At 71.0% G+C, this 14,278-nt stretch carries 17 protein-coding genes; 6 read left to right on the top strand and 11 right to left on the bottom strand.

Going from position 1 to position 14,278, the window contains the following annotated elements:
- Positions 1-61: 61 nt before the first annotated feature.
- Positions 62-457 (bottom strand): VOC family protein, encoded by a 396-nt coding sequence (locus tag M3148_RS00085; RefSeq protein ID WP_251302614.1) that lies wholly within the window; start codon positions 455-457, stop codon positions 62-64.
- A 168-nt stretch (positions 458-625) separates the two neighbouring features.
- A complete protein-coding gene (locus M3148_RS00080) occupies positions 626-1,333 on the bottom strand; it encodes an SDR family oxidoreductase (protein WP_251302613.1) in 708 nt (235 codons plus the stop codon).
- Between the two features lie 85 nt (positions 1,334-1,418).
- Here M3148_RS00080 and M3148_RS00075 point away from each other — a divergent pair, with 85 nt between their 5' ends.
- From M3148_RS00075 to M3148_RS00065, 3 genes are all read left to right on the top strand, one after another.
- Positions 1,419-1,982, top strand: a complete 564-nt coding sequence (locus M3148_RS00075; RefSeq protein ID WP_251302612.1) for a TetR/AcrR family transcriptional regulator — start codon at positions 1,419-1,421, stop codon at positions 1,980-1,982.
- Between the two features lie 97 nt (positions 1,983-2,079).
- Positions 2,080-2,523, top strand: coding sequence for a hypothetical protein (locus M3148_RS00070; RefSeq protein ID WP_251302611.1), 444 nt, complete (start codon positions 2,080-2,082; stop codon positions 2,521-2,523).
- Positions 2,520-2,819, top strand: coding sequence for a transcriptional regulator (locus M3148_RS00065; protein WP_251302610.1), 300 nt, complete (start codon positions 2,520-2,522; stop codon positions 2,817-2,819). Before M3148_RS00070 ends, M3148_RS00065 begins: the two co-directional genes overlap by 4 nt.
- A 61-nt stretch (positions 2,820-2,880) precedes the next feature.
- On the opposite strand, the gene M3148_RS00060 is transcribed toward M3148_RS00065, so the two are convergent.
- Positions 2,881-3,684, bottom strand: a complete 804-nt coding sequence (locus tag M3148_RS00060; RefSeq protein WP_251302609.1) for an isocitrate lyase/PEP mutase family protein — start codon at positions 3,682-3,684, stop codon at positions 2,881-2,883.
- Positions 3,685-3,758: 74 nt separating this feature from the next.
- On the opposite strand from M3148_RS00060, the gene M3148_RS00055 reads away from it, so the two are divergent.
- From M3148_RS00055 to M3148_RS18220, 3 genes are all read left to right on the top strand, one after another.
- Positions 3,759-4,502: an SDR family oxidoreductase gene (locus M3148_RS00055; protein WP_251302608.1), complete on the top strand. Its 744-nt coding sequence runs from the start codon at positions 3,759-3,761 to the stop codon at positions 4,500-4,502.
- A gap of 125 nt (positions 4,503-4,627) precedes the next feature.
- Positions 4,628-5,227 carry a hypothetical protein gene (locus M3148_RS00050; protein ID WP_251302607.1) on the top strand — a complete coding sequence of 200 codons (600 nt, stop codon included), beginning with the start codon at positions 4,628-4,630 and terminating at the stop codon, positions 5,225-5,227.
- Positions 5,224-5,757, top strand: a complete 534-nt coding sequence (locus M3148_RS18220; protein ID WP_251302606.1) for an OmpA family protein — start codon at positions 5,224-5,226, stop codon at positions 5,755-5,757. Before M3148_RS00050 ends, M3148_RS18220 begins: the two co-directional genes overlap by 4 nt.
- Before the next feature lie 18 nt (positions 5,758-5,775).
- Here M3148_RS18220 and M3148_RS00040 read toward each other — a convergent pair whose 3' ends face one another.
- From M3148_RS00040 to ppk2, 8 genes are all read right to left on the bottom strand, one after another.
- A complete protein-coding gene (locus M3148_RS00040) occupies positions 5,776-6,144 on the bottom strand; it encodes a hypothetical protein (protein WP_251302605.1) in 369 nt (122 codons plus the stop codon).
- Positions 6,145-6,375: 231 nt separating this feature from the next.
- A complete protein-coding gene (locus M3148_RS00035; protein ID WP_251302604.1) occupies positions 6,376-8,928 on the bottom strand; it encodes an AAA family ATPase in 2,553 nt (850 codons plus the stop codon).
- Positions 8,925-9,467: a DUF421 domain-containing protein gene (locus tag M3148_RS00030; protein WP_251302603.1), complete on the bottom strand. Its 543-nt coding sequence runs from the start codon at positions 9,465-9,467 to the stop codon at positions 8,925-8,927. Before M3148_RS00030 ends, M3148_RS00035 begins: the two co-directional genes overlap by 4 nt.
- A gap of 209 nt (positions 9,468-9,676) precedes the next feature.
- On the bottom strand, positions 9,677-10,558 hold the full coding sequence (locus M3148_RS00025) for a hypothetical protein (protein ID WP_251302602.1): 882 nt from the start codon (positions 10,556-10,558) through the stop codon (positions 9,677-9,679).
- Positions 10,559-10,569: 11 nt separating this feature from the next.
- A complete protein-coding gene (locus tag M3148_RS00020) occupies positions 10,570-12,315 on the bottom strand; it encodes a hypothetical protein (RefSeq protein WP_251302601.1) in 1,746 nt (581 codons plus the stop codon).
- A gap of 62 nt (positions 12,316-12,377) precedes the next feature.
- Positions 12,378-12,785: a PIN domain-containing protein gene (locus M3148_RS00015; RefSeq protein ID WP_251302600.1), complete on the bottom strand. Its 408-nt coding sequence runs from the start codon at positions 12,783-12,785 to the stop codon at positions 12,378-12,380.
- Positions 12,772-13,011 carry a ribbon-helix-helix domain-containing protein gene (locus M3148_RS00010; protein ID WP_251302599.1) on the bottom strand — a complete coding sequence of 80 codons (240 nt, stop codon included), beginning with the start codon at positions 13,009-13,011 and terminating at the stop codon, positions 12,772-12,774. The genes M3148_RS00015 and M3148_RS00010 overlap by 14 nt, the downstream gene beginning before the upstream one ends.
- 108 nt (positions 13,012-13,119) lie before the next feature.
- Positions 13,120-13,992: a polyphosphate kinase 2 gene (ppk2, locus tag M3148_RS00005; RefSeq protein ID WP_251302598.1), complete on the bottom strand. Its 873-nt coding sequence runs from the start codon at positions 13,990-13,992 to the stop codon at positions 13,120-13,122.
- Positions 13,993-14,278: the final 286 nt, after the last annotated feature.

The raw sequence follows: 14,278 nt of genomic DNA, 5'->3' as shown, positions 1-14,278 counted from the left end.
GGCGTCTTCCCACGGCCGAGCGGACGACCCGGTGCCCCTGGTCCAGCGGCGAGCCGGCCGCCTACGCGTCCTCCATCACGGAGATGACGTTGCCGGCCGGGTCGGTGAACCAGGCGATGAGCGGTCCGCCGCCGCGGAAGATACCCCGCTCATCGGTCTCCATCTGGGTGCCCTCGTACCGCTCGAAGGTGGCGCCGCGGCGAGCGAGCTCGGCGACGGCGGCCTCGAGGTCGGTGACTGGGAAGTTGAGGACGGTGAAGGTCGCGGGCACGTGGTCAGCCTTCTCGTAGGCGAGCACGCGCGCACCTCCGGGAAGGTCGATGAAGACGACGCCGGGCTGGACGGGCTCGCTGACAGTGAGGCCGAGGGTGTCCCGGTAGAAGCGGCTCGCGGCGTCGACGTCGTCGACGGAGAAGCCGGCGAAGGCGGTGGAGTTCTCGAAGAGAGCGGTGGTCATGTCCTGGTAGACCCGCCGCGTCCGCCGGACTCATCGCGCACGGGCCAGTGGAGTCGAGCGCGCCGGTCCCGACATCACCAGCTGCTTCCGTGCAGGAGGTCCGAGTGCCTCGCGGTCACCGGCGCGTCCTCGTCAAGACTTGGTCGCCGGAGTGTCCGCGGGGCGGTCCTACGCGGGGAGCAGTGCCCCGTACCGCTCGGCGGCGTCCAGCCCCAGCCCGGCCTTCACCTCGGCGGTGAGCCGGTCGGCGACCACCTCGCTCGCGCCGGACTCGATGCCGTCCAGTGCGCGGGAGACGACGACGTCGGTGGGTGACTTCTCCACCGCCAGGTGCTTCGTCATGTCGGTGTCGACGGTGGCCATCTGCAGCCCCACGACGTGCGTCCCCTGTCCGGCGAGCTCGAGGCGCAGCCCGTCCGTGAGGTTCCAGGCCGCAGCCTTGGTCATGCCGTAGGCGGTGGCGCCGGGGACCACGAACCACCCCGCGGCCGAGAGCACGTTGAGCAGCGTCCCTCCGCCGTTGGCGGCGAGGACAGGCGCAAAGGCGCGTGCCATCGCCAAGGGACCGAAGAGGTTGACCTCCATGTCATGGCGGATGGCGGCGAGGTCCCCGGTGAGGAGGGGCTGGCCGGAGCTGACACCTGCGTTGTTGATCAGGAGGTCGACGTCGTCGGCGATGCGGGCAGCCACGCGGATCTGGGCCGCGTCGGTGACGTCCAGGGTGAGCACCTCGACCCCGTCGATCGTCACCGACTCCGGCCGGCGTGCGGCGGCGTAGATCTTCCGTGCGCCGCGCTCCTTGAGCTGACGGACGAACTCCGCCCCGATCCCTCGGTTGGCGCCTGTGACCAGTGCTGTCGATCCTGCGATCTCCATGGTGAACCCTTCTGTAGTGCACGCTATACAACTTGGAGGGGCGAGCGTAGCACCGTTGCGTAGCGGACGTTATAGAATGGCCGTCATGGGCAGACCGCGAGCATTTGACAAGGACCAGGCGCTGCTCATCGCGATGGAGCGCTTCTGGAGCGACGGCTACGAGAGCACAACGGTCTCGCGCCTGACTCAGGAGATGGGCATCAGTGCGCCGAGCCTCTACGCCGCCTTCGGTGACAAGAACCGGCTCTTCGAGGACGCCGCCGCCTCCTACAGCGAGCGCATCACGGAGCAGGTCGACCGCGCGCTGGAGCGGCGCACCGCGCACGAGGGCGTCACGGAGCTGCTCCGCATCACGGCCGAGGGCATGGCCGCTCCCGGATCGCCCCCCGGTTGTTTCATGCTGAGTGAGCCGCGGCTGAGGTCCCGGCGCGAGACGATCCGTCAGCGGGTCGCCGAGCGGATCGCGCGCGGCCAGGTCGAAGGGGACGTCTCGGAAGGCGTCGACCCGCAGCGCCTGGGCGACTACCTCATGGCGGTGATGGTCGGGATGTCCTCCCGCGCCAAGGATGGCGGGAGCTCCCGCGAGCTCCTCGGGATTGCGGAGAGCGCTGCGGCTGCCCTGCCGGCCTTGATGCCCTCCTTGAGGTAGTGCACTGGCGGTGAGGCTAGGTTGGAAAATACTTGACGCATCGGAAAGTTGTTCCTAGTGTGGAACCACACAGCGTGCGTGACCGACGGAGGTCGTGATGTCACAGGTACCTACACCCGGCGAAGCAGCCCGCCTCGTCGCCGACGTCGACCGGATCGGGGCCGCCGTCCGCACGGCGGACGCCTGGCGTTACATCGCGTGGCTCGTCGGGATGGCGGTCCTCACCGTCATGTACGCCACCGGCCTCGGCGTCGCAGGCACCGACGAGGCGCTGATCGTGACGATGAGCCTCGTCTTCGCGCTCTGCGTCGGAGCTCTGTCGGCCGGCCTGCTGCCGGGATCCCGGGTGACGAGCGCGGGCCTCGGGCGCCGCTGGACCGCCGCCCTGTTGAGCTGGGGCGCGCTCTTCGCGGCGCTGATGACCCTCGGCCTGCTCGTGTGGCGGGGGGAGCCTGCGTTCTGGGTCCCGGGCGGGATCGTCACGGCGCTGCCCCTGGTCCTCGGGGCACGGGCGGAGATCCGCGCCGGAGTCCGGCAGTGACGGCCGAACCGCACCCGCGGCACCGGCTGGACGACGTCATTCACCAGCCGGTCCGGTTCTCTATCGTCGCCGCACTGGCCGCCGCGGAGGAGGCCGAGTTCGCCCTGGTTCGCGACACGGTGGAGGTGAGTGACTCCGTCCTGAGCAAGCAGGTCTCGACCCTCGAGGGCGCCGGCTACGTCGCGGTGCGCAAGGGGCACGTGGGCAAGCGGCCGCGTACGTGGTTGCGGCTGACGCCTGACGGCAGACGGGCTTTCCACGCGCATCTCAGCGCGCTACGAGCGATCGCGCGGTAGGGCCGGCGGCGCGCGACGCCGACCTGCGGCTCCGCCCGGTACGCCCGGGCGAGCACGGCACCTAGTTGAGGACGCGGGTGGACTGCGGGATGACGCCGTCGGCGTAGAGGCTCTTGGCGACGTCCTGCAGCGCGGTGAGCGCGACGCGCTGGGTGGTGGGACCGTAGGAGATGCGGGCGACGCCGAGGGCCTCGTACTCGGCGGCGGTGAGCGCGCCGGGCAGTCCGATGACGCTGACCTTGCGCTCGCCGATGCCCTCGACGAGCTGGCGGGTGACGTCGGCGTTGAGGACGCCGGGGACGAAGACGATGTCGGCGCCGGCGTCGAGGTAGGCGCGGCCGCGCTCAATGGCGTCGGCCACGGACTCCTCGATCGGGCGGTCGCCGCCGCGCACGATCGCGTCGGTGCGGGCGTTGAGGGAGAAGGGCACGCCCTCGGCCTCGCCGGCAGCGACGACGGCCGCCACGCGTGCCGCGGACTCGGCGAGCGGGCGCAGGCGGTCCTCCATGTTGGCTCCGACGATGCCGACGCCGATCGCGCGGCGGGTGGTCTCGCCGGTGTCTTCGTAGCCGTCGTCGAGGTCGGCGGTGACCGGGACGTCACCGGCGGCCGCGACGATGCGGCCGACCATGTCGAGGGTGAGATCGAAGGGGATGGTGCCGTCCGGGTAGCCGAAGGTCGCGGCGATCGAGTGGCCGGCCGTGGCGATGGCCTTGGTCTCGGGCAGGGCGAGGACCGCCTTCGCCGAGACGACGTCCCAGATGTTCACCACCCGCAGGATCTCGGGCGCCGCGTGCAGGGCGGACAGGGTGCGGGCGCGGTCGGCGGGCGAGGTGCTGGGCTGGTTCGAGCTCTCCGTGGTCATCTCGCCACGCTACTGGGGTGGGGAAGGAGTGGGAAGGCCGCTCCCGACGGGCGGTCGTGTGCTTCGATCTGGCCATGAAGATCGCTGTGGCCGGTGGGACCGGCGTGGTCGGCAGGCACGTCGTCGAGGCGGTGTCCGCCGCCGGGCACGAGCCCGTGGTGGTCGCTCGCTCGCGCGGCGTGGACCTGACCAGCGGCGCGGGACTGGACGACGTGCTCGACGGGGTGGGCGCCGTCGTCGACGTCAGCAACGTGACGACGCTGTCCCGGCGGTCCGCTGAGCGGTTCTTCGTCCGCGCGAGCGGGAACCTCCTGGCCGCGGGCCGGAGGGCCGGGGTGCAGCACCACGTGCTGCTGTCGATCGTCGGTGTCGACCGGTGCCCGCTCGGGTACTACCGCGCCAAGCTGCGGCAGGAGGAGGAGGTCCTGTCGGGGCCGCTGCCCGCGACGGTGCTGCGGGCGACCCAGTTCCACGAGTTCGTCGACCAGACGCTGTCCCGGGTGCCCGGGCCGGTGGCAGTCGTGCCGCGGATGCGGATGCAGCCGGTGGCGGCCTCGGAGGTGGCGGCGCACCTCGTCGAGGTCGCCGCCGGGGAGCCACAGCGGCGCGCGGCCGACCTCGCGGGGCCAGAGGTGCACGAGATCGTCGACCTCGCCCGGCAGGTGACGGCGGCGCGCGGGCTGCGGCGTCGGGTGCTGCCGGTCCGGATGCCCGGGGGAGCGGGGCGGGCGATGACGGACGGGTCGTTGCTGCCGACCGACGACGGACCCCGGGGGAGGGTGACCTTCCAGGAGTGGCTGGACGGCAACCTTCGCTAGCCCTGGGCTAGAGCAAGGGCTAGAGCACAGCCTCCGCCGTTGAGGCGGGCGTCGCGGCTCGCCAGCAGTCTCCAGGCGGGGGCCAGTCGCTACGATCACCGCACACCGACGAAGGGGAGACCCACATGGCATGCACGCGCCGGACGGCAGGACTGACCACGCTGGCCTTGCTCCTGGCACTGACGGCCTGCAGCGGGGAGGAGCCGAGCCGGGACGGTCCTGTGACCACCCCTCCGGCGGAGGAGCGGACGGCCGACGGCGAACCGACCGAGGACGCCGCACCCGAGAGCGGGACCGACGTGCTGGAGCTCGACCCCGCCGACATCGTCGCGGAGGCGACGTACACGCTGCCGGGCACCGACGACGAGGTCACGGTCGGCGTGCTGCCCCTCGAGGTCGACGGTGATGTCATGACGCTGCGGCTGGCCTTCACCCCGAACTCCGCCGGTGCGGACGCCGACCAGCCGGTGGCCGTCTACGACATGTACCCGGACAACTCCTTCAAGTTCCGTCCTGTGCTCATCGACCGGGAGAACCTCAAGGAGTACTCCCTCATCAGCGACACCGGGCAGGACTGGTCGGCCGACAGCACCGCGCTCAAGGCCGTCAACGGTGACACCGTCGTCTGGTGGGGCGTTTACGCGGCGCCGCAGGACGACGTCGAGACGTTCGACCTGCGGGTGCGCGACTCCCTGCCCGAGTTCACCGAGGTCCCGGTCCAGTGAGGGCGCACACGCCGGACCTCCTCCTCCTGACGGTCGCCCTCGCAGTCCTCGTCGCCGGTCCCGCGGGTGCGGTGTCGTCCCCCGACGACCCGCCGACACCCACCGCTCGGCAGCTCGCGCAGTCCGTGCACCAGTGGGACCCGTCAGGCAGCATCCGGTCGGTGGAGAGCGTCGAGACCGACGACGGCGTCACCACCATTACCCTGGCCACCGACATCCTGTTCGCCTCGCAGAGCGACGAGATGCCGAGCAGCGCCGCCCCACGCATCGCCGAGCTTCTCGCGGACGTGCCAGACGGTGCTGCGGTGCAGGTCAACGGGCACACCGACTCGCTCGTAGGCCCCATCCCCAACGGTGAGCTGTCCGAGAGCCGGGCACGCGCCGTCGCCGACGTCGTGGCGGCCGAGCGCCCGGACCTCACCATCGACGTCGCTGGGCTGGCCGACAGCGAGCCGGCCGTGCGGGAGAACCCGAACGAACCAAGCACCTATGCCGCGAACCGGCGGGTGGAGATCCTCTACGGGGGCTGAGACCTGGGAATATCGCGCTCACGCGTCCAGCGGGGTGTCGACCAGGCCGACGAACCGGCTGCCGATGCCGAAAACATCCTCACGCTGGTGGCCGGGAAGCGGACCGGGGAGCTCGGAGGGACGGTGGTGGGTGCAGCTGACGTGGGTGAACGTCGGCCACCACTTCTTCGGCCGTGCCTTCTCGGTGAACCCGCAAACGGTGCACACGAGATCGACCCACACCGCCCGCCTGCCGGTCCGGTTGGCACGGGACTGAGCCAGCCACGGTGGTGGGTTGTCGTCGATCTGGCGCAGCTGGGCGTCGGTGAGCTTCTGGGGCAGGCCGTGCCGCGCGGCCATCTCCAAGGGGATGTCCAGGCGTTGGGCAGCCTCGCGGCGGGTGATCATCACGCTCGATGGTAGTCGTGCGGCGTGAGTCGGGCGCCGTTGCTCCGCGGCCCACCACCCACGTGTGATCGCCCACACTCGACGGTCGGGCAGGGTCCGGGGAGCTCACGACCTGGTCATCGCCGCCCACGCTGCCCAGACCGAACGCGTGGTGCTCAGCCGTGACGCTGTGGCCAGGTTCGGCGACCTTCCCGGCGTCATCGCCGAAGAGCCTTCGGGACGGTGACCGGTCTAGCGACCCCGAGCCGTAACCTGGGGCGCGGGTGACGTGACGCGCTCTCGGCGTCTCGTCGCGCGCAGGTGGTCGGAGAGGAACTGCCCGGTGACGCTGTGAGCGTCCTCGGTGATCTGGTCCGGCGTGCCGACCGCCACGATCCGGCCGCCGGCCTCCCCGCCGCCGGGGCCCATGTCGATGATGTAGTCGGCGTTGGCGACGAGGTCGAGGTCGTGCTCGATGACGATGACGGTGGCGCCGCGGTCGGCGAGCCGCTGGAGCACGGTGAGCAGCGTGCGGACGTCGAGCGGGTGCAGGCCCACGCTCGGCTCGTCGAGGACGAAGACGGCGTCGGACTGGTCGCGGTAGAGCTGGGTGGCGAGCTTGAGCCGCTGCGCCTCCCCACCGGACAGCGCCGGGGTGTCCTCACCGAGCGTGAGGTAGCCGAGGCCCAGGTCCGCGAGGGCCTGCAGGCGCCGGCGCACCTTGGCGATGTTGCCGACGGCGTCGATCGCCTCGCGCACGGTGAGGCCGAGGAGGTCGGGCAGCGAGTAGCCGTCACGCCGGATCTCGCTTGCCTCGGGGGCGTAGCGCGAGCCGTTGCAGTCGGGGCAGGGGACGTCGACGTCGGGCAGGAACTGGACGTCGAGGGTCACCTGGCCGGTGCCCTCGCAGCGCGGACACGAGAGGGAGCCGGTGTTGTAGGAGAAGTCCGAGGCGGTGAGGCCGCGGCGCTTGGCCTCCTCGGTGGCGGCGTAGGCCTTGCGCAGGTTGTCGTAGACGCCGGAGTACGTGGCGACCGTCGAGCGGACGTTGATACCGATCGGTGTCGCGTCCACCGTGTGGACCCGCTCGATGCCCTCAGCCTGCACGGACCCCACGTGACGGGGGAGCCGGGGTGCGCCGTCGTCGTCGTCCGCGATGGCGAGGAGGGCCGGGACGAGGGACTCGAGGACCAGGGTGGTCTTGCCGGATCCGGAGACGCCGGTGACGGCGACGAGCCGGCCGCGTGGGATGTCGACCTCGAGTGGGTGGACGGTGTGGAGTGCGTCGGTGGCGAGACGGAGGCGGCCGGCGTCGAACATCGCGGCCTCCTCCGCACGCTCGCGCACGACGACGGGCTGGTCGCCGGTGAGGAAGCCGCTGAGCAGGGAGTCGGGGCTACCGGCGAGGTCCGCGGCGGTGCCCTGGGCGATGACGCGGCCGCCGCCGGTGCCCGAGCCGGGGCCGATCTCGACGAGCCAGGACGCCTCGCGCAGGATCTGGACGTCGTGGTCGACGAAGACGACGGAGTTGCCGTCGGCGAGGAGGTCGCGCATGACGCCGATGAGGCCGTCGACGTTCGAGGGGTGCAGGCCGATGGAGGGCTCGTCGAGGACGTAGAGAACGCCGGTGGTGCGGTTGCGGACGGCGCGGGCGAGCTGGACGCGCTGGCGCTCGCCGGTGGAGAGGGTGGAGCCGGCGCGGTCCAGGGTGAGGTAGCCCAGGCCGAGCTCGACCAGGCGGCGAGCCATGCGCTGGAGGGTCTCGACGAGGCCCTCGGACATCCCGTGCATGGTGCGCGGGAGCGTGGCGGTGACGGTCGGTGCCCAGGCGACGACGTCGTCGAGGGTCATGGCGGTGACGTCGGCCAGGCCGAGCTCGCCGATGCGGGGGAGGCGGGCGCGCTCGCTGAGGCGGGTGCCGTCGCAGGTGCGGCAGGTGCCCTCGGTGAGGAAGCGGGCCACGCGCCTGAGGCGCTTCTCGTCGGTGGCGCGCTTGAGCTCCTCGGTGACCGTGAGGCGGGCGTTTCGGAAGGTGAAGTTGAGGTCGTGCACGTTCTTCTTCGTGGCGAAGGTGATGTGCTTCTTCTCCTCCGGCCCGTCGAACACGATTTCGCGCTCCCAGTCCGCGAGGTCGCGGAAGGGGACGTCGGTGCGGACGCCGAACTCGCGGATGATCGCCGGCTGGACCTTGAAGTTGAACATCTGCCAGGGCACGACGGCGCCGTCGTCGATGGTCCTGGACTCGTCGGGGACGAGGGCGGCGTCGTCGACGTCGCGGACCACGCCCGTGCCGGTGCACGTGGGGCAGGCGCCCTCGGAGTTGAAGGCGAGCTGCTCGGCACCTGGGGCCTGGACCTGCGCGCCGCACGCTGGGCAGGTGAACGGGACTTCCGCGGCGACGTCGATCGTCGGCGGGACGCGGTGGCCGCCCGGACACACGTGGCTGGCGAGCCGGGAGAACATCAGGCGGATGACGTTGAGCAGCTCGGTGGAGGTGCCGAAGGTGGAGCGAATGCCCGGCACACCGGGGCGCTGGCGCAGGGCGAGGGCGGCGGGGACGTGCTCGACGGAGTCGACGGCGGCGCGCGGGGCGTGGGCCATGCGGCGCCTTGTGTAGGTGGACAGGGCCTCGACGTACCGGCGCGAGCCCTCCGCGTATAGGACGCCGAGGGCGAGGGAGGACTTGCCGGAGCCCGACACCCCCGCGATGGCGACGAGCTCCCGCAGCGGGATGTCGACGTCGACGTCCTTGAGGTTGTGGACGCGGGCGCCGCGGACGGAGATGTGGTCGGGGGAGGAGGTCACTGGCTACTCCTGGACGCGCGGTCAGGCGGGCGGGCGGCCTCGACGCCGTCGAGCGCGGTGCCGGCGCCCATCTTCTCCGCCGGGATGACGCTGAGCGAGCCGTCGCTCTCGAGGACGACGGCGCCGACGTCGGCGAGGTCACCGCTACCTGAGGCACGTACCGCCTGACGAAGCTCGCCCATGGTCACGCGCTCCTCGTGCAGGGCCTTCTCCAGCGGCTGGCCGTCGCGCAGGAGCAGGGTGGGCTTCGCCGTGATGACGGAGCGGGTGCTTGGCGCGCGGGTGGAGGTCCACGTGATGACAAGCTGGAGCACGGCGAGCAGGGCGAAGGCGGTGAAGCCCTCGGCCCAGCTGACGTCGGAGCTGAGCAGGATCGTGGCGAGGGTCGAACCGAGCGCGACGGAGACGATGAGGTCGAAGGCGTTGAGCTTGGACAGCGTCCGCTTGCCGGTGAGGCGCAGGACGAGGATCAGCGTCAGGTACGCCGCGGCGCCGACGGCGAGGATACGAACGATGTCGGACCAGGTGTCGAACCACATGGGGCAAGCCCACCACGGGATGGGGCGACCGGCGAGCCGCGTAAGGATCCCGCCACAAGGCGGCCCTGACGCCCGCGTGCAGCGGCCGATCCCCGGCGTTTCGTCGGCGTGTCACGTCACTGCCGGCCCCTTTGTGGCGGGATCTGGAAGGCGACCCGTCAGGACGGTGCCGTGGCCAGTGCCCGGTGGCCGCTGGCGGCGCGGTAGGTCTACTCCGACCCAGCCAGGGCGCGATGGGCGGCTAGCCGGTCCATCAGGGCGACGCCCTCGGTGTCCTGCAGCCGTTCCTTCAGGAGCTCGTGCCAGGCCGCCAGTGAGTCGGCGCGGTCGGCGCGGATCGCCTCACGCGAGCGCCAGTGCCGCTTGGTTGCGGCCTCGTCCGCGGCAGCGGCGGCGTCGAGCGCGGCGAGGTAGCACTCGGTGAAGGTGACCCAGTGGTCGGGGATCACGAGCAGGCCGGACATCACCGTGGCGAGTGTGTCCTCCTTCTCCGCGACGCTGCCGAACCCGTACCGCGTCCAGCCGTGAGGTGACTCCCAGCGGATCAGCTGCGGCGCAGCGCGCTCTGCGAAGCCTCGGAAGCCGTGGTGGTGCTGGTAGCGGGACCAGAGCACCCCGGCAGCCTCCGAGACGACGAACCCCGCTGCCTGGACCGGGTCCTGGGACCTGAACAGGTCCAGCTCCCGGGTCTCGGTGGCGAGGTCGATCATCAGCTCCAGCGCGGAGGCCGCCGTGTCGACGTCGTCGGCCTGGAGGGCGGTCTGAGCGTCCTTCGCGAGGCGCCGGAACGTCATCCGCCACCGGCTCCGCTCCTTCGGGGAGACCCGGCGGTCGCCGTGGAGGTAGGAACCGCTCCGGGCGAGCGCGACGAAGTCTCGCACCTCCCGCAGGACATCGTCGGGCTGCGGGAGCTGCTGCTCCTGCTTCCGCCGCCGGCCCGAGTGCTCGGGTTCGAGCTGGGCCTCGATCCGCTCCTGCACCGACGCGTTGCCGCGCCAGTACAGGGTCCACAGCGCCTTGCGCAGTGCGGCCTCGTCGAGCCTGGAGGCCTGCTCGTAGAACTCCTCGCGGTTCATCCTGTCTCGTGCCACGACGGCGCAGCCTACCGCCGGAACGCGCGGTACCCGTCGCCGTCGCGTAGTGCGATGAGCTGCGCACGCCGGGCGGAGGTGAGGACGTCCGGCGTGCCGAAGCTGAGTTCTCCGGACAGCTGCGGCTCCTCCGCACCGAACGCCCGGAGGAACGGCTGCGCTCGCTGTGCCACGGAACCGGTGACGCCGAAGTGGGCGAGGAGTGCCTTGGCCGTGAGACCACCGCTGTACGGACTGAGACGGTCGTTGGCTGCCGCGACTGCCCACGCGATGGCCGCGGCCGCGGTGCCGGGCTTCGAGCGCCGACGGAACACCACGGGATCGGCCTGCGCCGTGCGCGCGAGCACGCGCCGGAAGGCGGTGCGCATCTCGACGTCGAACATCGCCTCGGCGCAGCCGTCCATCAGCTCCAGCACCTGTGCCACCCGCTCGTGCACGTCCTCGGCGATGTGCTCCCACCGGAACTCCTCGTCGGGCAGCGGTGCGTCGTCGAGCCGGTCGAGGGCTTGCTCGTTTCCGACGGCGCGGGCGGCCCGGGCCCGATCATGACTCGCGGTGTGCGTTAACAGCTCCTCGATCCGCAACGCTTCCAGTGCGTCGAACGGCCCGGCGGATCTCGTGCCTCCGGCGATGAGCTTGCGGTACACCGGCTCACTCGCGTCGATGGCCTCCAGGGTCTGCTCGGTGAGGTGGCTGGGGACCTCCTTGGTGCGGTGCGCGTAGCACACCATCGCGCGCAGGACGACGGGCATCCGTCGCAGGTAGGTGCGAGGGGCGTGGACCTTGCGCGGGTACCAGTCGGTGAGCAGCCGCTGCACGTTGAGGAAGCTCCACCGCAGCGGGTCCCCGCCGCTGTAGTCGGCGGTGAACCACACGAGGTCGCGGGCGATCTCGGCGTCGTCCCGGCCGGAGAGCGCCGCACCCTCCTCCGAGCCCATGAGCTGGACGACGATCTGCGACAGCTCCTCGTCGGTCCACTCCGTGTGCGCGAAACCGGTCCCGCCGGCGGGCAAGAGACCGGCGATCCACTCGACGAGAGGGCGACTCGCCGGCCACGTGTCGGTCTCGAAGCGCGGCACCGTCATGGCGCCGGACGCGACCGCGTCCTCCAGCTGGGCGCGAGCGTCGGCGGCGTCCAACTCGACAAAGGACATCGCGCCCTGCTCCTCGGCGATGGCGAAGAAGTCGGTGCGGAAATCGTCGAGCTCACCGGGGATGACGAACCCGTCCTTGGCCACGGTGCCGAGGTTGTGGTCGACGTACACGATCGCGGTGAGCGGCTCGCCACCCGCCAGGCGCACCGACACGACGGTGTTCTGGCCGTCCCCGAGCAGGTCGCGCACCGCGGCGGCCGGCCCGGGCGCGGCGTCGTCGAGCCGAAGCAGCCAGTCGGGCAGCGCGTGGCGGCGACGGCGGGCCTCGCGGCGCGCGCGCTGCGCGAGGTGGTCGTCCGGGAGCAGCACGGCCAGAGCGAGCAGTAGCGCCGTCGTCTCCGGCACGGCGTGGCCGGAGAGGCTCTCCACCAGCAGCGCGGCGTCGGGCGTGTCGTCCCGGGCCGGGGTCAGCGGATCGCGGGAGCGCGGGTCGAGGGCGGCGACGATCGAGCTGGCGAGAGCGAGGAAGCCCAGCGGCTCGCGGTCGTCGAGCGCTTCGGTGATGCTGCCGAGGAAGTCGTCAGGGGAGGGTGCGGGCGGCTCGTCGACGGCGTGCAGGTGGCGCTCGCGGCGGCGGTTCGGTCTACGTCGGTCGCTGGTCACCGAACCACGCTACTTGGAGCGCGACGCGCTGGGGGGACTCGCGCGAGATCGGCCCCGCCTGGTCAACGGAACGGGTCGAGGACGATCACGCCGTCGTAGTCCTGACCGTGACTCAAGTCCTCGGAGAGGACCTGGTCGCAACCCAGAGTGCGCGCAGCGGCGATGATGGCCGCGTCCCAGTAGGACAGGCCGTACCGGTCGCGGCCCTCCATCGCGGCGTGCACCAGCGGCACGGTGAGATCGAGGACGGTGAAGCGGGTGAACGCGGTGACGAGGTCGGACGCCTTGGTGTGGGGCAAGCGATCTGGACGGGACGACCGAGTCGCCTCGACGTAGAACTCCTGCAGGACCTGGACGGACAGCGCCAGGTCACGGGCGGCGAGAAGCTCGACCGCGCGCTCGGCCTTGCGGTGCTCGCCCGGGTCGCGGGAGATCGCGTACAGCAGGACGTTCGTGTCAACGAACCGCACGGTCGTGGACCTCGTCGCGGGTGAGCCGGTCACCGGCACGGAAGTGGGCGATCTCGTCACGCACCCGGTGCTGGAGCGCCTCGAGCCGGGCGAACTCCGCATCCTCGTCCGACAGTCCTCGAAGATAGTCGGTCACCAGCGCACTCACCGACCGCCCCTGCTCAGCGGCGCTGATGCGCGCGCGACGGTAGACGTCGTCCGGCACCGACACGGTGATGTTCTTCATCACGTCACAGTAACACTGCAGCACAGAAACTGTGGGGCGGTGTACGACGTCCACCATGTCGCGTACCCAGCACACCGGCCCACGCGCTGAGCCCGGCTCTCGCGGCGGTCACTTCCGCGCCGGGTCCTCCACCACCGTGGACGCCCAGTCCGGCACGTAGGAGGACACCTCGATCGGCGGCCGCTGGTATCCGGTGCCGGGCGGGCGCTTGGGCAGGGTGACCTTCTCCTCGCGCGGTACGTCCTCGTAGGGCAGCGAGGAGAGCAGGTGGTGGATCATGTTGAGCCGCGCCTGCTTCTTGGAGTCCGAGGCCACGTGGTGCCAGGGCGCGACCGAGGTGTCGGTGTGGACCATCATCTCGTCCTTGGCGCGGGAGAAGTCCTCCCAGCGGGTGATGGACTCGAGGTCGATGGGGGAGAGCTTCCACTGGCGCAGCGGGTCGTGCAGGCGCTTGCGGAAGCGCTCGAGCTGGACGTCGTCGGAGACGGAGAACCAGTACTTGCGCAGGTGGATACCGTCCTCCACAAGCATCTGCTCGAAGATCGGGCACTGGCGCAGAAAGCGCTTGTGCTCCTCTGGCGTGCAGAAGCCCATGACCTTCTCGACGCCGGCGCGGTTGTACCAGGACCGGTCGAACAGGACGATCTCGCCCGCCGCGGGCAGGTGCTCGACGTAGCGCTGGAAGTACCACTGCCCGCGCTGACGCTCGGTCGGCGCGGGCAGCGCGGCGATGCGGGCGGTGCGCGGGGACAGGTACTCGGTGATCCGCTTGATCGTGCCGCCCTTCCCGGCGGCGTCGCGGCCCTCGAAGATGACGACGACGCGCTCGCCCGTCTCCTTCACCCAGGCCTGGAGCTTCCCGAGCTCACCCTGCAGGCGGTAGAGCTCGGCCTCGTAGACCTTCTTCGGGATCTTCGTCGTGGTGAACCCGGCGGCCTCGGGGCTGGTGTCTGCGGCTTCGGTCTTCGTTGATCTCGCCATGGGGCAAGTGTGCCGGTGGACAGCTCGGCCCGACAGTGGAGACGGCCGGCCGGTCGGGCTCTTCGTCATGCAGCCGAATCTCGTGGAGGGCCGGCCCTGTCCGCCGCTGGCGGTGGGTGCATATCCGCCCCCGTAGGCGCGGCAACCGGTGCAGGCGTTCTAGGAGACTGCTGAACAAGACGCTCTTTTGGCTCGCGAGGTGAGCCGGGACGGGCGGGTCGCCATCAATATGGCCGTCGTAGCGGCTTTGGTAGGTCACAGCGCGTGGCTGGACAACGAGGTCGAC

Source organism: Georgenia satyanarayanai, from assembly GCF_023715365.1.
GTDB lineage: Bacteria > Actinomycetota > Actinomycetes > Actinomycetales > Actinomycetaceae > Oceanitalea > Oceanitalea satyanarayanai_B.
The sequence above is the reverse complement of the archived record's forward strand: the minus strand, read 5'-3'. Positions and strand labels throughout refer to the sequence as shown.